The organism is Peribacillus sp. NPDC055009 (genome assembly GCF_053608705.1).
The window spans coordinates 19,694-43,054 of sequence record NZ_JBSGVZ010000002.1 but is presented as its reverse complement, the minus strand read 5'-3'; the positions used below and the strand labels follow the sequence as shown (position 1 = coordinate 43,054).

At 40.2% G+C, this 23,361-nt stretch carries 21 protein-coding genes and 1 riboswitch; of the genes, 15 read left to right on the top strand and 6 right to left on the bottom strand.

Going from position 1 to position 23,361, the window contains the following annotated elements; genetic code table 11:
- Positions 1–23: 23 nt before the first annotated feature.
- Positions 24–794 carry a sulfite exporter TauE/SafE family protein gene (locus ACWF5P_RS03945; RefSeq protein ID WP_137020268.1) on the bottom strand — a complete coding sequence of 257 codons (771 nt, stop codon included), beginning with the start codon at positions 792–794 and terminating at the stop codon, positions 24–26.
- A 214-nt stretch (positions 795–1,008) separates the two neighbouring features.
- Between ACWF5P_RS03945 and ACWF5P_RS03940 the strand changes: the two genes are divergently transcribed.
- The gene (locus ACWF5P_RS03940) at positions 1,009–1,791 is read left to right on the top strand and encodes a TrmB family transcriptional regulator (RefSeq protein ID WP_101223564.1); all 783 of its coding nucleotides are present in this window, start codon (positions 1,009–1,011) and stop codon (positions 1,789–1,791) included.
- A 63-nt stretch (positions 1,792–1,854) separates the two neighbouring features.
- On the opposite strand, the gene ACWF5P_RS03935 is transcribed toward ACWF5P_RS03940, so the two are convergent.
- Positions 1,855–2,208, bottom strand: a complete 354-nt coding sequence (locus ACWF5P_RS03935; RefSeq protein WP_101223563.1) for a hypothetical protein — start codon at positions 2,206–2,208, stop codon at positions 1,855–1,857.
- A gap of 183 nt (positions 2,209–2,391) precedes the next feature.
- Here ACWF5P_RS03935 and nagZ point away from each other — a divergent pair, with 183 nt between their 5' ends.
- Both nagZ and ACWF5P_RS03925 read left to right on the top strand, forming a co-directional pair.
- Complete coding sequence (gene nagZ, locus ACWF5P_RS03930; RefSeq protein ID WP_452444639.1) at positions 2,392–3,630, top strand: beta-N-acetylhexosaminidase; 1,239 nt, start codon at positions 2,392–2,394, stop codon at positions 3,628–3,630.
- An 89-nt stretch (positions 3,631–3,719) separates the two neighbouring features.
- Entirely contained in the window at positions 3,720–3,908 is a 189-nt protein-coding gene (locus tag ACWF5P_RS03925; protein ID WP_034310424.1) for a hypothetical protein, read from the top strand.
- A 177-nt stretch (positions 3,909–4,085) separates the two neighbouring features.
- On the opposite strand, the gene ACWF5P_RS03920 is transcribed toward ACWF5P_RS03925, so the two are convergent.
- Positions 4,086–4,487 carry an SET domain-containing protein gene (locus ACWF5P_RS03920; protein WP_034310428.1) on the bottom strand — a complete coding sequence of 134 codons (402 nt, stop codon included), beginning with the start codon at positions 4,485–4,487 and terminating at the stop codon, positions 4,086–4,088.
- Positions 4,488–4,761: 274 nt separating this feature from the next.
- Positions 4,762–6,387 (bottom strand): M4 family metallopeptidase, encoded by a 1,626-nt coding sequence (locus ACWF5P_RS03915; RefSeq protein ID WP_260358667.1) that lies wholly within the window; start codon positions 6,385–6,387, stop codon positions 4,762–4,764.
- A 443-nt stretch (positions 6,388–6,830) separates the two neighbouring features.
- Here ACWF5P_RS03915 and ACWF5P_RS03910 point away from each other — a divergent pair, with 443 nt between their 5' ends.
- From ACWF5P_RS03910 to ACWF5P_RS03900, 3 genes are all read left to right on the top strand, one after another.
- On the top strand, positions 6,831–8,312 hold the full coding sequence (locus ACWF5P_RS03910; RefSeq protein ID WP_101223558.1) for an amino acid permease: 1,482 nt from the start codon (positions 6,831–6,833) through the stop codon (positions 8,310–8,312).
- Positions 8,313–8,551: 239 nt separating this feature from the next.
- Positions 8,552–9,652 carry a CoA transferase gene (locus tag ACWF5P_RS03905; RefSeq protein WP_434168000.1) on the top strand — a complete coding sequence of 367 codons (1,101 nt, stop codon included), beginning with the start codon at positions 8,552–8,554 and terminating at the stop codon, positions 9,650–9,652.
- A 483-nt stretch (positions 9,653–10,135) separates the two neighbouring features.
- Positions 10,136–10,660: a hypothetical protein gene (locus tag ACWF5P_RS03900; protein WP_191930761.1), complete on the top strand. Its 525-nt coding sequence runs from the start codon at positions 10,136–10,138 to the stop codon at positions 10,658–10,660.
- 118 nt (positions 10,661–10,778) lie between these two features.
- Here the strand turns inward: ACWF5P_RS03900 and ACWF5P_RS03895 are convergent, their stop codons facing one another.
- Entirely contained in the window at positions 10,779–12,239 is a 1,461-nt protein-coding gene (locus ACWF5P_RS03895; RefSeq protein WP_434167999.1) for an aldehyde dehydrogenase family protein, read from the bottom strand.
- Between the two features lie 115 nt (positions 12,240–12,354).
- On the opposite strand from ACWF5P_RS03895, the gene ACWF5P_RS03890 reads away from it, so the two are divergent.
- Positions 12,355–13,233 carry a LysR family transcriptional regulator gene (locus tag ACWF5P_RS03890; protein ID WP_101223554.1) on the top strand — a complete coding sequence of 293 codons (879 nt, stop codon included), beginning with the start codon at positions 12,355–12,357 and terminating at the stop codon, positions 13,231–13,233.
- A 53-nt stretch (positions 13,234–13,286) separates the two neighbouring features.
- On the opposite strand, the gene ACWF5P_RS03885 is transcribed toward ACWF5P_RS03890, so the two are convergent.
- Positions 13,287–14,390 (bottom strand): 5-methyltetrahydropteroyltriglutamate--homocysteine S-methyltransferase, encoded by a 1,104-nt coding sequence (locus ACWF5P_RS03885; RefSeq protein WP_452444638.1) that lies wholly within the window; start codon positions 14,388–14,390, stop codon positions 13,287–13,289.
- A gap of 83 nt (positions 14,391–14,473) precedes the next feature.
- Positions 14,474–14,575: riboswitch (SAM riboswitch) on the bottom strand.
- 417 nt (positions 14,576–14,992) lie between these two features.
- Here ACWF5P_RS03885 and ACWF5P_RS03880 point away from each other — a divergent pair.
- The 8 genes from ACWF5P_RS03880 (at position 14,993) to ACWF5P_RS03845 (ending at position 23,340) form a co-directional block, all read left to right on the top strand.
- On the top strand, positions 14,993–15,937 hold the full coding sequence (locus ACWF5P_RS03880) for an SUMF1/EgtB/PvdO family nonheme iron enzyme (protein WP_434167996.1): 945 nt from the start codon (positions 14,993–14,995) through the stop codon (positions 15,935–15,937).
- Positions 15,938–15,951: 14 nt separating this feature from the next.
- A complete protein-coding gene (locus tag ACWF5P_RS03875; RefSeq protein WP_427573722.1) occupies positions 15,952–16,962 on the top strand; it encodes an ABC transporter substrate-binding protein in 1,011 nt (336 codons plus the stop codon).
- 100 nt (positions 16,963–17,062) lie between these two features.
- On the top strand, positions 17,063–17,839 hold the full coding sequence (locus tag ACWF5P_RS03870; protein ID WP_452444637.1) for an ABC transporter ATP-binding protein: 777 nt from the start codon (positions 17,063–17,065) through the stop codon (positions 17,837–17,839).
- A gap of 14 nt (positions 17,840–17,853) precedes the next feature.
- Complete coding sequence (locus ACWF5P_RS03865) at positions 17,854–18,681, top strand: ABC transporter permease (protein WP_452444636.1); 828 nt, start codon at positions 17,854–17,856, stop codon at positions 18,679–18,681.
- Positions 18,682–18,697: 16 nt separating this feature from the next.
- Entirely contained in the window at positions 18,698–20,953 is a 2,256-nt protein-coding gene (locus ACWF5P_RS03860; RefSeq protein ID WP_434167992.1) for a sulfatase-like hydrolase/transferase, read from the top strand.
- A gap of 208 nt (positions 20,954–21,161) precedes the next feature.
- Entirely contained in the window at positions 21,162–21,581 is a 420-nt protein-coding gene (locus ACWF5P_RS03855) for a hypothetical protein (RefSeq protein WP_452444635.1), read from the top strand.
- A gap of 165 nt (positions 21,582–21,746) precedes the next feature.
- Positions 21,747–22,289 carry a glycerol-3-phosphate responsive antiterminator gene (locus ACWF5P_RS03850; RefSeq protein WP_452444634.1) on the top strand — a complete coding sequence of 181 codons (543 nt, stop codon included), beginning with the start codon at positions 21,747–21,749 and terminating at the stop codon, positions 22,287–22,289.
- Between the two features lie 226 nt (positions 22,290–22,515).
- A complete protein-coding gene (locus ACWF5P_RS03845; RefSeq protein ID WP_427573733.1) occupies positions 22,516–23,340 on the top strand; it encodes an MIP/aquaporin family protein in 825 nt (274 codons plus the stop codon).
- The last annotated feature ends 21 nt before the right edge of the window (positions 23,341–23,361 follow it).

Here is a 23,361-nt window from a genome sequence, read left to right as displayed (position 1 = left end):
TGCTGAATTCTATTTTTTTAAAATTAGCCGCCCATTAAGTAATCCATTATATTTTTCATGATCAGAATGACGGTTACTATGATAAATAATACTCTTACATAGGCCACTCCCTTTTTAATAGCAAATTTAGAACCGGCCAACGCTCCTGCTATCATGGAGATCCCCATCGGTATTCCATAGGAAAAATTGACGGTATCAAGGAATATGAACATGATCAGTGCTGCCAAATTACTTCCGAAGTTCAAAAATTTTGCATTTCCTGCAGAGTGCAAAAAATCAAAGCCAATCATTAAAAAGGCAAACAAAATGAAAGATCCCGTTCCAGCCCCCAAAAATCCATCATAAAAACCAATCGCAAATATAGCGAACGCAAATAGTGCAGCCTTTTGCCATGTGAGTTTATGGTAAGTCGATTTCTGGCCCCAGTCCTTTTTAAAAAAGGTATAAATGGCAATAGCTATTAATAGAACCAAGATCATTGGCTTTAATAATTCAGGCGAGACGAAATTGACAACCCAAGCTCCTAGCAGGGAACCTATGAAAATCAATGGGAAAAGTTTGGAAACCAATTTGAAATCAACCTTACCTGAGCGAATGAAGGCAATGGTACTTGTTAAAGACCCCATGGAACTTGCTAACTTATTCGTTGCGATCGCTGCTGACGGGGAAAGTCCTGAAAATAATAAAGCGGGTATCGAAATCAAGCCGCCGCCGCCGACCACAGAATCAATGAATGCTGCCAAAAATCCGAAAAACATCAGCAGCAAAAGTGTTGAAATTTGTATATCTTCCATCTAAGAAGCCTCCGTATCAATGGCATTCAGGCTGGATTGCTTGTTTTGCAGAAGCCATAAGCCGTTTTTATTAGTCACTATTTAGATAGTAACTAATAGAAACCATTCTGTAAATAAGAATATTATGAGTCATACCAATTTGAATTCGAAATAGATTTCGATAAGAGATTTGGTATGATAGGCATATAACTTACTAAAAGCACTAGGAGGTACTATGCAAGATATCATTCAAAAACTACAGTCTCTCGGGTTTAGTCAATATGAAGCAAAGGCTTATGTTTCTTTGGTTCGCCAAGGCCCAGCCAGTGCCTATCAAGTAAGCAAGGAATCAGGAATTCCGAGGGCCCGCATCTATGAGATATTAAATGGACTGCAAGAAGAAGGAATCGTCTTAAAAGAGGAAATCAATGACTCGATAAAATATTCACCGCTGCCAGTCGATGTTTTTTTGGAATCGGTTCAATCAAAATGGAACAATACCTATCAATCCATCAGCCATACACTAAAGCAATTCGAGAAAATCGAACCGATGTCCGACAATCGTGTAATGACGCTTAAGGGTGAAGGGCACATCCTATCCTTCTGCCGTACTTTGATTCACAAAGCCGAGAAAAGGGTGGTGGTTTCCTTATGGGACGAGATGTATGAAAAACTTGAACAAGAGCTAAAAGGGGTCGCCGCGCATTGCACTCTCAAGGGGATTGCATTTCAGGTTGAAAACCCATTATCAGGTATAGATATACATCGCAAAACTAGCTATGTGGAAAATATCGGAGAAAACAAATGGTTCATCTTATCCATCGATGGCAAGGAGACGATTTACGGCCCTTCGCCCGAAACGAGGGAAACGGCGTTCTACACAGATGATCCCATTCATATCAATTTTCTCGAAAATTACATTTGGCATGATATCCTCGTTAACCGGTTGGTTAAAAAGGATGAAGAAGATGCAGAGAAATGGATTTCAAGTGAAAGAGACCGTTTTTTCTCCCTATAAGATTGAAAAAAGCTGATAACCACATATGCAGGGGATATCAGCTTTTTTATTTTTGTAACGAAGTCATTCGGATAAAAGGGTTTTAGGAAACCTAATGGCCGTGGGCAAGCTGGATTTATCTCGATAAGACCTGTAAGACACAATCGGATGATTATGCGCTTGAACATCCAACTGGAGAACCTGTGAGCTTTTCATTTCCAAATAGTACGTAACGTCTTCTTTTTGTAAATGATAAAAAGAAAAAGGTATACCTAAAAGGTTTTTCCTGATTAGTTTTGTTTCAGGCTGATTGATGATGTGCTCACTCAATTCCGCTATCGTAACAGAAGTTGATCCTGTAAAGGCCGTTATTTTTTCTTTTGCATAATCGACTGCATGACTGAAGGTGACGGCAATATTCTTCAAGATTCCGTTCATGGGGGCATCTCCTTTTATTTAGGCTATGTTTTGTAGTATGGTACGCAGCTAATGCTTTATTCAAAAAAATCAGCAATGATGATATAGAATTGTCACTTTATGAACATGATTAAGATGTGTACAGCGAAATCAATAAAAGGGCTATCAAGGAAGGACAGAGAAAATGTCAATGAAGGTCAAAGCATGAAGAATAAAAAAAATATATATTGGGGTCTTTTCCTCATCGCAATCCTCGGTTTTACAGTGGTGTTCATTCAGTTGAATATGGATGTGAATTACAGAGCGGAAAAAGGGAAAGAAGCAGGTTCGGATAACCATGAGAGAATAGAAAAATTGCTGAAAAAAATGACGCTTGAAGAAAAAATCGGACAGCTTATGATGGTCGGTTTCAAGGGAACCGAAAAGAGCAGTGAAATTACGGAGCTTATCGAACAAAAACATATAGGGGGCGTCATTTATTTTGACCGCAATATGAAATCCCCTAAACAAGTGGCCAGGTTATCCAATTCGCTTCAGCAAATGGCCAATCAAAGTACCCATTCACTCCCGTTGATGGTTGCCATCGATCAGGAAGGAGGGGACATCATTCGGATGAAGGAACGGGTATCGCCCCTCCCTGCACAACAGGACCTTGGAAATAATGCATCCGTTACAGACGTGTACAAAGTGGCCAAATTGAATGGTACAGAACTGGGCTCCATGGGGATTAACATTAATTTTGCCCCTGTTCTTGATCTATCGAAAACGGATAAGCGTTCATTGGGACAAGATCCGGAAAAGGTGTATCAATACGGAAAGAAAGCCATTCAAGGCTTGAACGATGTATCGATAACTGGTGCATTGAAGCACTTTCCTGGAAACGGACGCAGCGAAATCGATCCACATGTCGAAACATCATCCGTGGAGGCAAACCAACTTGATCTGGAAAATTCTGATATTTATCCTTTCAAGCAAATCATAAGTGAACTGGATAACCAAAATTTTTTCGTGATGGTTACCCACATTAAATATCCAGCCTATGATAAAGAAAAACCAGCAAGCCTTTCTAAAATCATCATCGAAGACCTGCTTCGGGGGAAACTCAAATATGAAGGACTTGTCGTTACAGATGATTTGGAAATGGGTGCTGTGAACAAGTATTTCTCTTATGAAGAGATGGGGAAGCAGGCAATTCTTGCAGGAGCTGACTTATTACTTGTCTGTCATGAATATGCCCATGAGCTTGAGGTATATAACGGATTACTGCGAGCAGTAAAAGCAGGGGAAGTTCCAATGGATAGAATTGACGAGTCAGTGAAAAGAGTGCTGACATATAAACTTTACAATATGAAGCAAACGAAAGCAGATCCGGATGAAGCTGAAAAAGTCGTGAAAAATCCCGAAAGCCTAAAGTTTATCGAAAGCCTGAGCAAGGATAAATAAAAGCGGAATCGCTCTCCCAAGTATGCTTTTGTTTAAATCAGTCCATAGAGGGAATACTATATAGGACTAACTTGAAGGAGGAAACTAACATGCCATCAAACAAAATGCTTGGAACCGTCCTGATAGGAGCAGCTGCATTTTTAATGCGCAATAAGAAAACCCGTGAAAAAACGATGAGTCAAATAAGATCCCTAGCTACACCCGAAACCATTGATAAGGTTAAGAGCCAATTCCAATCAATAACCAAAACAAAATCAAGTAACCCATCCGTACGTTAAGGTGAAATGACCCCATTAAGTTATTCTTAATGGGGCTTTATTTATTGCGTATGATCCTTTTAAAATCCAGCAGTGAATTCATCAAGCCGGTGACAGGAAAAAGGAAAAGCACTTATACTTTCGAAAAACCTTGGACAGGTTTTAAAAAGTACAAGTGCTTTCATGAATGATCAATGATCATTCAGCTTCATCTTCACCATCATTTTCTTTATTGAACCAAAGCGGATCCTCATTATCGACTTCACCATTATAATTAATCAGGATTTCTTCTCCTGCCTTTATGTCGGTGTAAGCAAAGAAATCAAACGTATGATTCTTGAAGTTTATGTCATACGTAGCGTTGGGTGTATAAGAATGATTAAACAGCATGCCATAGCCTAAAAGCATGGCAGTATGGTTTATTCCATATTCAAACGCATAGTCAGCCAGCAATGTCTTCTCTATGAAAACATGCTCCTCGTTTGGATATGCAATGACAGGTGCCTCATGCAAAAGCTCACCTTTTTTAATATCTCGTGTTGCGAATACGCCTCTATTGAACTCACCATCACTGAGTGTGGAAGTTTTAACTTCAATCATGTTCGTCACCTACTTGTTCTATTCAATATAGTCCAGATTATCTAAGCTTGACAGTTAATAAGAAGAAAAGCAACTATTTTACGGAATTAATCATTTTTAGCAAACGACAAGATTGTTTTTATTGACGTTCTCCCCGTACCAAAGGACGGAATTCCACACAATAAGGCCGAAAGAAGGCAGCGAACTGCTGAAATGATCGGGGTAGCCCCGCATAAGAAAAAACACCTCCGCTAGAGGTGAAGCTAGGGAGGTGTTTATCATAAAGGTGAATCTCTTAATTCACACCGACAGCTGTAAAGGCATTTTTGACGGCCGTGACTTCTGCACTGCTTGAACCGTATAAATCAGAGGCCGATTGTATGACCGCCGCTCTGGCTTGCGAAAAAGTCGACGAGGAAGTTAAATATGTTGTATTTGCCCTGTAAAAGATGGTTCCTAGTTTATCGATGCCGATTCCGGATACACTCACGCCATGGTGGGTTCCGCCTGCAGAGATTAAATAAGCTGCCTTATTAATGATTCCGCTGTTCGTGTGGACTCCGCCATTATCACCCGTTCCTGTATAACGGTTCGAATAATGGTCAGGGTCACCATTCAATGTTGGATTAGCCATCGAGCGGAGTGCATCACCGGAAATGTTAGGTGTGTAAATATCTTCCCCGACCAAATAATCGGCTTTGGCACTTTGATTCTTAAATTCCACAACGGTGCCAAAAATATCAGATATCGCTTCATTCAAAGCACCGGATTCATATTGATAGGTAAGGTTCGATTCCGAGGAAGTGACGGCATGAGTCAGTTCATGCGCAACGACATCGAGCCCGCCGGACAATGGGATGAACGTCGTGCCATCTCCATCACCGTAAACCATTTGGGTGCCATCCCAGAAAGCATTATTGTATCTTGAGCCATAATGGACGGTTGATTTCAGGATGGTTCCATTACCATCATAGGAGTTCCGGCCAAATGTGGATTTGTAATAATCATAGGTTTTACCCGCATAATAATGAGCATCCACCGCAGCTTTATCGGCAGAAGCAGTAAATGCATTTGTTGTGTTTGAAAAGAGTGTACCAGGCAATCTTGAACGGTTATTGGCATTATACGTGTAGATGCCTTTACCGCGTGTATTGTCTTGTAAGTAGTATTGACCGTTGGATAAGGTAGTGTTCAGCGACACGGTATTGTTTAAGACGCCAGTGCCCGTTCCGACGGAGTTGGTCCCCGTTACTTCATCCAGTGTATTATATTTATTCAGGATTTTACCCGTTTTGACTGAAATGAAATAATTATGATTTCCTGGTTCCGGACTTAAGAATTTCAAATTGACTTTATATACATAATCGGCCTTGCCTTCATTTGCATATACATATAGGTCAGATTCAGGTGATTGTTCGTAGGCAGGTGTGAACCCTAGATCCGCTTCAGCTATTTTGATAGCTTGGGATTCACTGATGCCTTTTTTAGCCTTTTTCCCTAATTTCGTGTTTAGATTGGCTTCAACCGTACCGGACACGACGGTCAATACACCTTTAGCGTCAATCAATACTGCTTGTGTGGAATTCCATACAGGTACGCCTTTATAGGTTTGTTGCAATCTAAGGACGGTATTGCCCAGTTCATCCTTGCTTTCTTTCTCGATAGTGAAGGAGTCTTTCGCCTTTTGCTTTTCTAGCTTGTAAGACTTTTTGTTTTCATCAAAAAAGGTAAGAATGATATCTTCTGCCGTTTGCTTTGAGGGATCCGTAAGTTTCCCAGACTTGTATTCTAGCGAATCCTTATGCTTATTGTACTTTTCAACACTTAACACATTTTTTGCTGCTAAAGCTTCTTGATTGGGAATAGCAGAAAATAATAGACCGATGGATAGTGCAGTTCCTAAAAATACCTTACCTTTCATAACACTCAACTCCTTCATGAGAATACCTCATTTTTACATCGTTTCATAATTATTATCAAATGGAGAAAACTCGCAAAAAATATGACATTTAAAGGAATAAAATGGAGAAAAATGGATTTTTATAGAAATATTCTTTGAATATATTCTTTTAGTAATATTTGGAATGTATTTAAATTAAACCAAATGAATAAATGTGCAAAAAAACATGGCATAATGTGCAAAAAAACATGGCGTAAAGTGCAAAAAAATTTGTCTATTTAAGGCGATTTTTTTGATGATTTGTTGAATATTGCGTTTTATAAACTTGGCATGAAAATTGCATATATTCAGAAAAGGAATTCGAATTGTAAATTAGGTCTATTTGAAAGTCTATGAAATAGGAAAATTTATTAAATGGATTTCTCCATATATGAAAGCGCTTATATAGAAAGGGATGAAAATTTATGATACCAAAACAAGAACATGACATCTTGCATCCTCCACAGCAAGAAGGACAAGAACTAAAGCGCGGTTTAAAATCCCGCCATTTAACGATGATTTCCATTGGCGGGGCTATTGGCACCGGGCTGTTCCTCAGCAGCGGGGCAGCCATTCATACAGCTGGACCAGGCGGTGCATTACTTGCTTATGCCTTAGTTGGGGCAATGGTGTACTTTGTGATGACGAGCTTAGGGGAACTGGCAGCATTCATGCCGACAAGCGGCTCATTCAGTACCTATGGATCGAAATTCGTCGATCCGGCATTTGGGTTTGCTTTGGGATGGACTTATTGGTTCAATTGGTCGATGACGATAGCGGCAGAGTTGGCGGCCTCGACAATGATCATGAAATTCTGGTTTCCGAATAGTCCATCATTGTTGTGGAGTTCATCATTCTTGGTGCTCATTTTCCTATTGAACTATTTATCCGTTAAAGGATATGGTGAAGGGGAATACTGGTTTTCCTTCATAAAAGTCACGGCCATCGTTATTTTTATAATCGTCGGGCTGCTAATGATCGTCGGCATTATGGGCGGCGAAGCGGTAGGCTTTAAAAACTTCACCGTCGATGAGGCCCCTTTCCCGGGTGGGTTCATGGGTGTCTTCATTGTATTCATAGCGGCTGGCTTTTCTTTTCAAGGTACTGAAATTGTCGGTGTGGCTGCCGGTGAGAGTGAAGATCCAGCAAGGAATATACCGAAGGCCATTAAAAGTGTATTCTGGAGAATCCTGCTCTTTTACGTATTTGCAATCTTCGTAATAGGACTGCTTATCCCTTATACGAACCCAAGTTTACAAGGCGATAACGTCATGGTAAGTCCATTCACGCTCATTTTTGAAAAAGCTGGAGTGGCCTTTGCTGCTTCGCTTATGAATGCAGTCATTTTAACAGCGGTATTATCAGCAGGTAACTCCAGTCTATATGCATCAACGCGTATGTTATATTCAATGGCAAAAGATGGGCAAGCACCGCGTATTTTTGCAAAACTTAATAAACGCGGAGTACCGGTTGCAGGAATGATTTTGACATGTTCCATCGGCATGTTAGCCTTTTTAGCCTCCGTATTCGGTGATGGTAAAGTGTATATTTGGTTAATGAATGCCATTGGAATTACAGGATTCATCTTTTGGCTGGGCATTTCCATCAGCCATTACCGTTTCCGAAAAGCATTCATCGCTCAAGGCCATTCATTGGAGAAGCTGCCATATAAGGCATTATGGTTCCCGATAGGTCCGATCTTTGCCATATTAATTGGCATGATCGTCATCCTGTCCCAAAATATCCAAGCCTTTTTCTCAGACCAGATCGATTGGGGCAGTGTTATAGCTGCATATCTGGGAATCCCGCTTTTCCTTGGTCTATGGTTTGGCTATAAACTAATAAGAAAAACTAAATTCGTTAAACTTGATGAAGTCGAATTTGACTTTGACAAAAAATATGAATGAACAACCTTAAAGTGAAATCAGCCGGACAATGCAGTATTGAATTGTCCGGCTTTTACTTGTTAGGCTCATTATCAAAAAGCTAGGAAGCCGATTCCTAGCTTTTTATTTTTGTTAAATGGAAATTTATACATATCCGATGAGAGGTGTTATATGATAATCGTAATCTCTGCTAAATTGAATTTACAGAACGACGCGGAAAGCTTTTAATATTTTCAATGGAAAGGGAAGGTGCACGGCTGATGACCTTATTGACTCATTTAAAAGTATTGGACTTTTCAACGTTACTGCCAGGCCCATTTGCCACTTTGATGCTAGCGGATTTAGGAGCGGATGTTTTGAAGGTAGAGAGGCCGGGAGCAAAGGATTCATGGGGTGTGAACCAATATCTTAACAGATCGAAGAAGTCGATCACACTGGATTTAAAACAATCTGAGTCAATCGAATCCGTAAAAAACCTAGTGAAGGAATACGATATCGTCATTGAACAATTCCGTCCAGGTGTAATGGAACGTCTGGGACTGGGGTATGAGGCATTAAAATCGATCAATCCAAAGCTGATTTACTGTTCCATCACGGGCTTCGGCCAGACTGGTCCCTATAAAGACCGACCGGGACATGATATCAATTATATTTCGATTGCAGGCTTATCAGGCTATTCCGGTACGAAAAAGGGCGGACCGGCAAAAAACGGAACCCAAATAGCAGATCTTGCCGGAGGCTCATTGCATGCTGTTATCGGTATATTATCTGCAGTCATTCACAGGGAAAGAACGGGATTCGGCCAAGCCATCGACATCAGCATGACCGATTGCAGCTTTGCCTTGAATGCCATATCCGCACCTTTGAATTTACAAGGGGGCCTCGAGCTTGAACCAGAAAAACTGATGTTGAACGGAGGGTCCTTTTATGACTTTTACGAAACGAAAGATGGACGTCATTTTTCGGTAGGAAGCCTTGAGCCCCCTTTTCGAAAAGCATTATGTGAAGCGATCGGTGCACCCGAATTATATGAACTGAGCATGAATAGCGATGAAGAAAGCGGAATCAGGTTTAAAACGGCCATCCGACTTGCTTTCCTTGAAAGAGATTTTCAAGAATGGCAGGGAATATTCGCTGATTTCGAGGCCTGCGCAGAACCAGTGCTGACCTTCACCGAAGCGGCCGAACACCCCCAATTGAAGGAGAGAGGAATGATCGTCGAGGTACCTGACGGAAAAGGAAATGTCCAGAAGCAAATCGCCTGTCCAATCAAAACATCGGTTTTCACCCCTGAATATAAACATGCTGGCTTGAGGCCAGGACAAAACAACACAGAAATTCTTCGCACCCCCAATCGTTAAATAAAGATGTAAAGGCTATCACTTTTCCGGAACTTTTGGGAAGGAGATAGCCTGTTTTTTTTGAAGGCCGGAAAAAGCATGAGGAAGGTCGAATTAATCGGTGGAAGGCCGAATAAAGCAGGAGATAGGTCGAATAAAGCAGGAGATAGGTCGAATTAATCGGTGGAAGGCCGAATAAAGCAGGAGATAGGTCGGATTAATTGATGAAAGGTCGAATAAAGCAGGAGGAAGGTCGAATTAATGGGTAGAAGGCCGAATAAAGCAGGAGATAGGTCGGATTAATTGATGAAAGGTCGAATAGAGCAGGAGATAGGTCGAATTAATCGGTGGAAGGCCGGATTAAGCAGAAGAGGACAAATTATCCTCCTATCAGTTGTGGAAAGCAACATATTAACACTGTGAAAATTTACTAGTTATAACTAGTGTGGGCAGGGTATCAGAGTAGCATCCTGATAATGCTCTGGTAAGGAGGGTTGATTAAACATGTTTGGTCTCTCTGATATCATTAAATTTCTATTTTCCTTTTTTTTGATCATGCCGATCGTTACGCTGATACATTTGAGCGGGCATATTTTCTTTGTTACGATCTTTGGGGGATCAGAAAAGAAAATCTTGATCGGTTGTGGTAATAAACTTTTCGCCTTTCGGAACATAGAGGTGAGGAAATATTATTTTTGGAATGGGACTTGCGAGTTCAAGGGATTGAAACATGATAATCGATTGACGAATACGCTTATATATTTAGGCGGGTCTATCTTTAATTTGGTCAGCATGCTGATCATATATAGCTTAGTGTATCAGAATATCCTGGACAGCTCGGTAATCTGGTATCAATTTATCTATTTTTCTTTCTATATTATGTTTTTCTCCTTGTTTCCGATGTATTTCGCGGACGGATCGCCTAGTGACGGGAAGGCTGCGGAATTGGCCTTGAGGAACAAGCTGGAAGATAGGGTGACGGATGATATATTTGTGAAAAAAATGGATGATGATGATAGCTGCAAGTAAAAAGGGGACGTGCTGGTGGCCGTTCTTTTTTTGTGACCTTTCCTTAGTACGTAATTACTGAAAAAAGGCATCTGTATACATCCTAAAAGGTTGTATCAGATGCCTGATGATTTAATGGTTAAAATGGATATTCACGATATTGCGTTTGAAGGGAAATCCATTTCGTAACAGTGAATTCTTCGACAATCCATGGGCTTCCGAATCTGCCTAAACCACTCATTTTGTTCCCGCCGAATGGTATGTTCGTTCCATCATTAACGGTTTGATCATTGATGTGTGTCATTCCGCTGTCGATTTGCAACCCCAAGTGTTCGCCCTTTTCCAGATCAGAAGTGAAGATAGCCGAGCTTAAACCATAAATGGTGTCATTGGCGATATCAATGGCTTCTTCATCTGTTTCTGTTTGAATGATGGACACGACAGGGGAAAACATTTCTGTTTGTGCGATTTTATCCGAGTTCTGTACATCCCGGAAAATAGTTGGTGTCAGTACATTGCCAATGCGTTCTCCCTCAAGTGCTACATTGACCCCAGCAGCTTTAGTTTCCTCGATGATTTGTTGTACCTTTTCTAATTGACGCTCGTTCACAAGTGGTCCAATGATTGTTTTAGGATCTAATTGGTCACCAAATGGAAGAGCTTTTGCACGTTCAACGAATTTTGCAGTAAATTCTTCGTAAAGGTCTTTATGCACGATTATGCGGTTAATGCACATACAAATCTGTCCTTGGTGAATGTACTTCCCAAAAATTGCAGCATCAACGGCACGGTCCACATCTGCATCAGATAATACAATGAAAGGATTATTACCGCCGAGCTCCAGCGCAACTCGTTTTAGGTTTTTCCCTGCAATGGCCCCGATGTGCTGTCCTACAGGAGTAGAACCTGTGAAGCTGATTAATTTGGGGATCGGGTTTGTCAGCATGCCATCACCGATTTCTTCCAGGTCAGTTAGGATCATATTAAAGACGCCTTTTGGAAGACCGGCATATTCAAATGCTGCAGCAATGATGATTCCTCCAGCAAATCCAACTTGAACGTCCGGTTTGTGAACGACTGCATTTCCTAATGCAATGGCTGGTGCGATGGTTCTCATTGACAAGTTCATCGGAAAGTTAAACGGAGATATTGAAGAAATAACTCCTAGTGGCAGTCGATGTATATGATTGACTTTATGATCTATAGCTGACGGAACCTCATGCATTTGATATATTTCATCCACCATGTTAGTAGATTCTTCGACTATTTCCATAGTAAGCTGAAATTCAACATTTGTTTTAATAAGCGATCCACCCGTTTCACGGGAAATCATTTCAACGATTTCATTCCGGTTTTCCTGTAGGAATTCACCAACTTTAAGCAGGACCTGACGACGTTTTTCAGCTGATGTTTTTGCCCAACCTTTTTGAGCATTTTTTGCTATTTCAAATGATTCTTCGAGCTGTTTTGATGTAGCCAAGCTCACATTTGAAATCACGGCATTATTGTATGGGTTTAAAATATTATATCTGCGTTGACTTGAGCCTTCCATCCATTCCCCATTGATGAAGCTTTTGTTTAGATCCTTGAATTTCTCCATTTTGAACACCCCTTTATATTGTAAACAAATATATTTTACTGCTGTTTGTATCATATTTAAAATATCTATATAATTAAGTTTATATACGCTTTACATATATATTAGAGGTGCCAAAATGGATATTAGACAATTACGATATTTTCTTATTCTTGCAGAAGAAGGCCAGGTTTCCCGTGCAGCAAAAAAATTGAATATGTCACAGCCGCCATTAAGCCAGCAGCTCCGCCTTATGGAAGAAGAATTAGGGACTACTTTACTTGAGCGAAAAAGGAATGGTAAAAGTATGGAATTGACCGAAGCTGGGAGGGTACTTTACGAGAAGGCTAAGAATATGCTGCAATATTTCGAGGACTCCTTGCTCGAAGTGAAGGAAACGGGTGAGGGAATTAAAGGTACCCTTTCAGTAGGTTCCGTACTTGCCTATATGTCTTATTTACCTGATAAAATTAATGATTTTAAGAAAAAATATCCTTCCGTTTCCTTTAAAATATTCGCAGGAGATCCATATGAAATAAGTAATTATTTGGAGAATCAGGATATTGAACTTGCTATTGTTCATTTACCTGTCGAGATGAAGGGTCTTTCCATTTTGAACATAGGACAAGTGCCGAATGTTTTTGTTGTACCTGAGGTTTGGGACAGTTTCACTTCAAAGAGTAGGGTTCATTTAAAGGATATTGAAAATATCCCATTGCTTTTAGTGCATAGGGAAAAAGGACAAGGGATTTACGAAGAAATTATCGAGGAATTTAAAAAGCGGGAAATACAGCCAAATATTTTATGCGAATGCCATGATGTAAATGTTCTGCTCTCTCTGGTTTCAGCTGGAGTTGGGGCGAGTATTGTTCCGAAATCAGCTGTTTCACCTCATATTATAAAAGGAGTGAAAGTGTTGGATATTATCGATTCTTCAATTCAATCGAATATAGCTTTGGTTTTTAGACAAGATCGTTATCTTTCCAAAACGGCAAAACATTTTATTGAGCTGTTTTGAAGAAAAGCTAGGCCTGCCTAATGCCTAGCTTTTACGTTACATTTAAAGATGAATCATTCCCACACTTCTTTTGCTACATCAACGACGAATTTCAGCTTTTCCCATTGCTGTTCTTCGGTCAGCTTGTTGCCGTGATGGGTGGAGGCGAAGCCGCATTGAGGGCTTAAGCATAATTGTTCGAGAGCAACGAAGTTTGAAGCTTCCTTGATGCGTGCCTTAACTGCTTCCTTGTCTTCGATTTCTCCATTTTTTGAAGTGACGACACCCAGTACGACCTGTGCACCGCCATTTGGAATGTATTCCAATGGTTTGAAATCCCCTGAGCGTTGATCATCATATTCCAAGAAGAATCCATCCACTTTTTCCTTTGCCAATAAAGTTGGGGCGATACGGGCATAGCTTCCTTCAAACGCCCAAGTCGACTGATAGTTTCCGCGACATAGGTGGGTAGTGACGACAAGGTCTTCTGGTTTGCCTTCCAATGCTCCATTAATGACACGAAGTGCAAGATCAATTAACTGTTCCCTCGTATATTTTCCATCTTTGAACTGGAAATCTGGAGCTGAAAGTCTGGCAATATATACATCATCCAATTGAAGATAACGCACACCTGCTTCATAAAAGGCTTTCAAAGCATGCTGATACGCCTTGATGATATCATTTGCATAATCTTCAATATCAGGGTAGATGTCTTCATTATGAATACCTGCAGCAAATAACTGATTCGGACTGGGAATGGTTTGCTTAGCAACGGCACGACCGTTCACGATTTTGTTCAATTCAATGAAATCACTAATGAAGGGATGTTCAGGATTGAATGAAACCTTCCCGGTATTGCGAACGTTATATCTCTCTGTTTCCACACCATCGAATGTGAGACCTTTTTCAGTCACATATCCCTCGATGCCATTTAAATGTTCGAGGAAGTCAAAGTGCCACCATGTTCGTCTGAACTCGCCGTCCGTAACAGCCTCCAATCCAACTTCAATTTGTTTATCGACAATCCGTTTGATTTCTTCGGTTTCAATTTCACGAAGGCGCTCTGCTGAAAGGGTACCCTCCCTAAATTGCTTTCTGGCAATATGTAAACGTTCCGGTCTTAATAAACTTCCGACGTGATCGGCCCTGAATGGTGCTTTCGTTAATGTGATTGACATGTTGCATTCCTTCTTTCCTTTTAAAAATAAAAAACCTCTTCTTAAAAAATAAGAAGAGGTGTTGGCAACAAAGCTATATACTCTTCTTATCTTCAAGTTTTTACACTTCTGGAATTAGCACAGTACATGATCAGTCTGTTGCTGAGGCATCAAAGGGCCAGTCCCTCCACCTCTCTGGATAAGAGTTGTCTATTAAATTAATTATGACTATACAGGTAGTTTTTACAAAGGTCAAGCGCTGGAGGTTGAATATTTAGAATATACCGTTTATTACTCGGTTCCTGGCATGATCATTTTCTGTATTCGGCTTTTTATACCACTTTTTAGATAAGGTTTAGACGTGGTTTTTTAAAACAACGATTAGTAGGGAAGACTGAAAAAAATAAATAAAATAATTAAACCTACTTGATTAATGAGTATTTATGTTTTATTGTTAAATTGCATAAAGAAAAGAGAATAAAATTGGATTATCCAATTGGTCAACCAAAGGATACTGAATTGTTGTTCATTACAACATTTCTGTGTCCTTTTTTGTTCGAAAAAAATTGTGATAATACAGGCATAAGCAGTGCCTAGGAGAAGATTCATTGGAGAGTGGAAACATGAAAACAACAAATATGAAATCATGCTGTACTGTATTGAAAAGACGGAATTTTCTTTCAATTGAAACTGACCTTGATTCGATCCCGACAAACAAAAACGATTTCTATAATATGTCTTTGATACAAGCAGGTGAATTTTTACTAGGATCAAGTGATGAAGATAGTTCAAGAGAAGATGGTGAATATCCACCACGAACAGTAAAGATTGAGTCCTTTTACATGGACCGATACGCCGTAACAAATGAACAATTCTATTGTTTTATAAAGGATACCGGTTATGTAACAGATGCGGAGAAATATGGATGGTCTTTTGTTTTTAACTTGTTTGTCAACAAACGAATGGAACGGGATATGGTGGGGGCAGCCGAAAAAACACCTTGGTGGATAGCTGTTCGAAATGCTTGCTGGAAGCATCCGGAAGGGACGGATTCCTCAATCGTGAATCGCTTTCACCATCCGGTCGTCCATGTGTCATGGAATGATGCCAAAGCGTTTTGTAGATGGGCTGGAAAAAGACTTCCGACAGAAGCGGAATGGGAATATGCTGCTGCCAGTGGAGTGGTAAATCGTAAATATCCTTGGGGGGATGAGTTGCACCAAGGGGGAAAGCATCACTGTAATATTTGGCAAGGCAATTTTCCAAACGAAAATTTGGGAGAAGACGGATTTTTAGGAACGGCTCCTGTTGATACCTTTGAACCGAATGATTTTGGCCTTTATAACATGTCGGGGAATGTGTGGGAATGGTGCGAGGATACATTTTCAATTCAACATGGAAGTGAAGTCCTCGATCCCGATCCTTTTGCAAAACTGATAAAAGGCGGATCCTATCTATGCCATCGATCATATTGTAATCGTTATAGGATTTCAGCCCGTACTTATAATATGATTGACAGCTCTACAGGGCATATGGGTTTTAGATGTGTTGCCAACTTAAAAAAATAAGTGCCATAGGGGATATGAACATGAAAAATTTGAGGTCTTTATTGGTTGTTATTTCGATGTTAAACATTTTATTTATCGCTGGATGTTCCTCATCTCCTTCAGAAGATGCTGGTGCACCTAACAGTGACGTTATAAGGATGGCTATTGATACTGCAGCAGGTGGTTCACTTCAATTCAGGGCGGCAGAGATACAGGGATACTTCTCAAATTACGGCGTAGAAGCAAAGCTTACCAATTTTGCCATGGGAATTGACACGGTTAATGCTGTATTAACAGAACAAGCTGATACTGGAATAGCTGCAGATTACGCCTTGTTAAACTCGTTAGGTAAAGGGGATATGGTGATTTTAGGAACACTTACAAGAGGGAAAGAGGATTCCTCCAAGGAAACCCAGCTACTTGTTAAAGGGGATATTGAATCGGCAAGTGATTTAAAAGGGAAAAAGTTAGGAGTTTCAAAAGGAACTGTCTATGAATATGTGTGGGCTAAATACTTAGAAGCTAATAAAATCAATGAAAAAGATATCACATATGTTCCATACAGTACGCCTGACGAAGCGATTATTGGAATGAAAAAAGGCGATATTGATGCTGTTTGGGTTAGTGGTGCACTTACAGATACATTTAAGGAAATTGATGAAGTAAATCAACTTGATAATTTGGTTGGTGCAGGAGTGACGATTGATAGCTACCTTCTTGCAAAAAGATCATTTGTTGAAAAAAATCCAAAATCTCTTGAACATGCATTGAAAGCCTTATCTGAAGGAGTTGACTATGTGGATGGCCATAAAGGGGAAACTGCAAAACTGGCATTCGAACAGCTGAAAATACCAGAAGAAGATGCACTTAAGGATCTAGAAAGAACAAATTATGTTTTAGGATTTACAAAGGAAGATGCCGTTCACCTCGAGGATATGAGAGTATGGCTTGAAGAAAAAGGAATATTACAAGATTCGTATGAATTGAAAGAAAAATTAGCTCTTGAGCCATTAAAAAAAGCATTGCCTGAATCCGTCACTTACTAGAAAAATGCAGCCATATCTGTCGTTGATATTCTCGTTTATGACATGGTTCAGGATGTGCTGCATCAAAGTTTTTTCTGTCAATTAAAAGGAGTGAAGTGATATGAGTACAGTAATTGACGAAGTAATGAAGTCACCTATTGCGATTTCAATTTCCGATTTATCGAAATCCTTCAATGAAAATAGTCATTACGTCCTTGAGAATATAGATTTGACGATAAAAAGCGGTGAGTTCTTTATCTTACTTGGGCCAAGCGGATGCGGAAAGTCCACTTTATTGAGCATGATTGCTGGATTCATTGAAAAAACTTCCGGGAAACTTATCGTGGACCGAGAGGAGGTAAACAATACCGGAAGCAATCGAGGTGTTGTTTTCCAACAAGCAGATGCAGCTCTATTTCCATGGCTGACTGTTAAGGAAAATGTCGAATTCGGATTGAAAATGAAGAAAACACCTAAATCGAATCGTGAAGAGAAATCTTCTTATTTCATTGAACTTGTTGGCTTAAAGGGTCATGAAGGGAAGTTCCCTAAAGAGCTTTCTGGAGGGATGAAACAGCGCGTGCAATTAGCAAGGGTATTAGCTAATGATCCTGACATCTTATTAATGGATGAACCTTTCGGGGCACTCGATGCAATGACCCGAAGAACGATGCAAAAAGAATTGATTCGAATTTGGAAAGAAACAAATAAAACGGTCATCTTTGTAACACATGATATTCAGGAAGCATTATTACTAGGTAATCGCATTGGTGTCATGTCTGTTGGTCCATCCTCCCGAATTACGGATATATATGATATTCCCTTGCCATATCCAAGAATGTTCACCGATAAAGAATTCAATCTTTTTTATCAAAACATTCAAGCACATTTTGATTGATAGGAGATAAAAACATGAGTGTATTGGGACAGGAAATCATAAAAAAAGAGGCATCTCAACCTTGGAAAAAGAAGAAGGTTCCTGCCTTCTTTAAGAAATTAGTGAAAAGTGGAATGAGCGCCTGGGCTATCGTTCTTTTGATTTGGAGCATGGCTGCAAGCTTCTCTGACCCTCAATTTTTACCGAGTCCCCTAGCCGTTTGGCAAGGTGCCATCGATCTTAGTAAGGATGGTTCCCTGTTTTTATATATGTGGGTAAGTTTTTTAAGGGTCATTACAGGTTGGACGTTAGGTAATATCGTGGCAATCCCGATTGGGTTATTAGTAGGGCGCGTTCAGGTTATCCGAGCACTATTTGACCCCATAATCAATTTTGTTCGCTTTATCCCCCCCCTGGCATTTATTACGTTATTCATGCTTTGGTTTGGAATTGGTGAGCAATCGAAAATCTTTCTGATTATGTATGCAACTTTCTTTATTGTCGTAATCAATACAATGACTGGTGTATTGGCGATAGAAGAAGATAAACTTCGTTCAGCGAGAAGTATGGGGGCATCGGAATTACAAATCATGTTCCATGTCATTATACCTGCGTCCCTCCCATATATCTTCACTGGAGCAAAATTGGCGATGGGATCCTCATTTATGGCCATTGTTGGTGCAGAGATGGTTGCGGCAAATGAAGGAATCGGGTACATGATCTGGAATGCACGATTGTACTTTAAAACGGATTGGATTTTCGTTGGTCTAGTCATACTTGGCTTGATGGGATTCATTATGGACCGAGTGTTTACCCAATTTGGAAAAATCGTATTGAAGAGATATGACGTTGTAAAAAAATAAGGGATGAGGTATGAAAATGAGTACGTATCAAGATGAAACATTTCTAGGTAAAATAGCTAAAACAGTAGAAGAATCGACTCCATGGTGGCCTGATACTTCAAAGACCTCAGATAAGAAACCAAACGTTGTGGTCATTCTCTTGGATGATCTTGGATTTTCGCAATTAGGATGCTATGGGTCTTCTATTTCAACACCCAATATTGATCGTTTGGCTTCCGAAGGGCTTGTCTATAACAACTTTCATACAACCGCGATTTGCTCTCCGACCAGGGCGGCCTTATTAACAGGAAGGAATCCCCATTCTGCAGGTGTATCCTTTGTAGCTGAATATGATAGCGGCTTTCCGCACAGCCGTGGGAAGGTTAGAAAAGATAGTGCCTTACTAAGTGAAGTGCTTGTGGAAAACGGTTATAACACATTTGCCGTGGGGAAATGGCATCTAACTCCCGGAAAAGAGCATACGAATACGGGCCCCTTCGATAACTGGCCGCTCGGACGGGGATTCGAAAGATTTTATGGTTTTTTACCAGGAGCTACGAATCAATGGAACCCGGATTTAGTGGAAGACAACCATCGGATCCGCCAACCCAAAAAGGCAGAGGATGGATACCATATTACAGAGGATTTAACGGAGAAAGCAATCTCGTATATTAAAGATCAAACATCTGAAACTCCAAATAAACCATTCTTCACTTATTTGGCATATGGGGCACCTCATGCACCACACCATGCGCCTAAAGAATTTATCGATCATTATAAAGGTAAATTCGATGAGGGGTGGGATGCGATTCGTGAGCAATGGTTCGAACGTCAAAAAGAGTTGGGTATTGTCCCTGAAAATGCAATATTACCAGAACGGAATCACGATGTTAAAGCATGGGATGCGCTGTCTGCAGATGAGAGGAAACTGTATGCACGTCTTCAAGAAGCATTTGCCGGCTTTTTGGAACATACTGATTATCACATCGGTCGCTTCGTTTCATTTCTGAAAGAAATCAATCGCTTGGATGACACTATATTCATTTTGCTTTCCGATAATGGTGCATGTGCTATGGGTGGAGAGGAAGGTACTGTTAATTCCTGGCATGGTGCAACGGAAACGTTAGAATCCAAACTGACCCGTCTGGACGAAATCGGCGGACCGATGGCGAATAATCATTATCCGAAAGGTTGGGCTTTTGCGGGCAACACGCCTCTTAAATGGTATAAATCATATGTCCATGAAGGCGGGATAAGAGATCCTCTAATTATCAGATATCCACGGAAAATCAAACATCCCGGAACGATTCGTACACAATATCATCATGTAACGGATATCGTCCCTACCATTTTAGAGTTACTGGAAATAGATATGCCTGAACAGGTCAAAGGAGTCAAACAGCAGCCTGTTCATGGAACAAGCATGCTTTACACATTAGATAGTGAAGAAAGAACCCATAAGGAAACCCAATATTACGAAATGATAGGGAATCGTGGGATTTGGCATAATGGCTGGAAAGCCGTTGCCGCCCATACTCCTAATGGTGACTTTGAGAATGACAAGTGGGAATTATATCATTCAGACGAAGACTTCACGGAATTGAACAATTTAGCTTCGATTTATCCCCAGAAGCTTAAAGAGCTAATTGACCTATGGTGGAAAGAAGCAAAAAAATATGGTGTGCTGCCTTTAGATGGCCGCTCATTAGATAAGAAACTTGAAGGCATGATCAAGCTGAAACCTCAATCTTCTGAGCCTGCTTTCAAAGTGTTTTATCCATCAAGTGTCCCTTTTCGGGGTTCGGTTGCACCGGATTTAAGAAACAAAAACTTTGAAATCACAGCAGAAGTACTTATGGATTCAGGAACGGAAGGCGTCATTTTTGCACACGGTGAAAATAGCGGAGGGATCAGCATCTTCATTAAGGAAGGGAAACTGCATTTTTATTTTAACCATAAAAATGTTAAAAAGTATCTCGTTCGTTCTGAGGGAAGTCTGGAAGCAGGATATCAACAACTTAAGGTCGAACATGAAATATTGAAAAGCAATCAAGGAGAAATCCGCTTATATTCAAATGATATACTTATTGGAAAGGGAATTATTGGAGATATTGATTCCATTGGATTCTTTGATGGGCTACTTCATATTGGACATAATGAATCAAGCTATATTACCCCTCATTATAAAGAGCCATTTTCACTAGTTGATCGACTCAAAAAGGTGAGTATCCATACCGAAAAATATCAAAGAAACCTAAAGGAAATCATAAAAAAAGAATTAGCGATCGAATAACCTATAGGGAAAAGAGCCGGCCATTCATTTTGAGTGACTGGCTCTTTGTTTTGTTAAATTCGTCAACCTGTTATGAATAAGTATTGGCAACCTCTCCGTTTGGTAAAAATTTATTATATGATCAGGAAGATGAATGTTAACTGCATCGGGAAACCCGGCATATGCTATAACCGACGTTTTATATGCATGGCAGGAGGGGAATGCAAGGATGAGTCCATTCAAAAGTGGCATACTGATAACGGTAACTGAAGCCATGGTAGAGAGAATCATAAAAATGAAATCATCTGGTCTGGATATTAAAGTCGAGATTACGCCGAAGCATATTGTGCTTTCCGGAACGATGGAAGTGAAAAAAATGATGTTTAAGAAAAACGTAGCTTTCCGGATTACATTAAAACCGGTTCATGTGGAAAAAAGAACGATTTCATTTGAATTAGTGGAAATGGAACCAGTTGACAGGAATTTCATCAACCAAAGGATATTTAACAGACCGCCATTTTTTGAATTTGAAAAAAGAACGATCAAAATGAATGTTAATGCTTGGAATATCGTGAGAAAAATTCCGGTTGGCACAATTAAATCGTATGAACTTGTCGAAGGTGCATTGAAAATGAAACTTTCTTTATGAGTTAAGGGATATTTTACATACAACCTTATCCGCAAAGGGAGTGAAGGGTATGTTAGTGTTATGGTGAGATTGGTCATGAAAAAAATGTGATTGATAAATCAAGCTCTTTAAAATATACTAAATAACTTGAAGTTTTGAGTTTTTCTGGGAATGAGGAGGATAATGATGGATCAAAAGATTTTGCCTGCTTCAGCAAACATGAAGGATTTTGAAAGATTTCTAGAAAGTTCCTATGAAATAGGTGTGTTTCTTGATTTGCATATATCACAATTGAAAAATGTAAGTATGATGGCAAAACAACATAATAAGAAAATGATTTATCATGTCGATTTGATCCATGGCATAAGAAGTGATGAGTACGCGACAGAATTCATTTGTCAGGAATATAACCCCTATGGGCTGATTTCGACCAAATCAAGCGTTATATTGAAGGCGAAGCAAAAGGGGGTCATTGCCATCCAGCGAATCTTTTTAATAGACTCACATGCGCTTGAGAAAAGTTATAAGCTGGTGCAGAAAACCAAGCCGGATTATATCGAAGTATTGCCGGGCGCCATGCCATGGATGATAAAAGAAGTGAAGGAACGATTGCAGACACCGATTTTTGCAGGCGGCCTCATACGTACTTCGGATGAAGTCCTGAATGCCCTTGATGCCGGCGCCTCGTCAATCACCACTTCAAAAACTGAATTATGGGATATCGTCTAATAGGGAAAAATTGAAAAAAATTACAGAAAAATAGATTAATTTTTCACAAAATATTGACAGCGTTTTCATAACCTAGTATATTTTACAGTACAAGTTAATATATGTGACGGAGACTAGGAGATTCACAACAGATCTATTCATAATTTATTTATGAAGATAGTTCTGCTGTGGATCTCCTTTTATTTGTTGGCAAGGTTTAATAATTTAACAGGGGAGGGGTTTTATCATGACTCCATTTTGGGGAGAAGTGTTAGGCACGATGATATTAGTTGTATTCGGAGCAGGTATTGGGGCTGGTTCATCCTTAAAGGGTTCCTATGCAAAGGATGCCGGATGGATTGTTGTCACGATTGCGTGGGGGTTGGCCGTTACCATGGGGGTTTTTGCAGTAGGGTCCATAAGCGGGGCGCATTTAAACCCGGCTGTCACAGTAGGTTTTGCCATTATTGGAGAATTTCCTTGGAGTGATGTGCCCGGTTACATCGTTGCCCAAATGATTGGCGCAATCCTGGGCGCGACTCTAGTATTCCTGCACTATTTGCCACACTGGAAAGCTACGGATGATCCAGGAGCGAAGCTTGGTGTGTTCGCGACTTCACCTGCGATCCCGCACACATTTTCAAATCTATTAAGTGAGATGATTGGAACTTTCATCCTTGTTCTTGGATTATTATTTATAGGTGCCAATGATTTTACAGAGGGCCTAAACCCATTTGCAGTCGGGTTATTGATTGTCGTGATTGGGATGTCTCTTGGCGGAACGACAGGATACGCCATTAACCCGGCCCGCGATCTGGGGCCGCGCATCGCTCACTTTTTGCTGCCGATACCCGGTAAAGGCAATTCCAATTGGGGCTATTCATGGATTCCGGTCATTGGACCGATAGTTGGGGGTTCACTTGGTGCCGTTTGTTATAAAGCATTCTTTATGGGGGAAATAACAGCAGGATTTTGGTCTGTTTTGGGTGCAAGCCTGGTACTATTGATATTAGCCTATGCTTTTGGTAAAAAACAGTCACATGAATTGGAAAGCAGAAATATCGCCAGTTAAATTAAAAGGAGGGGCATACAC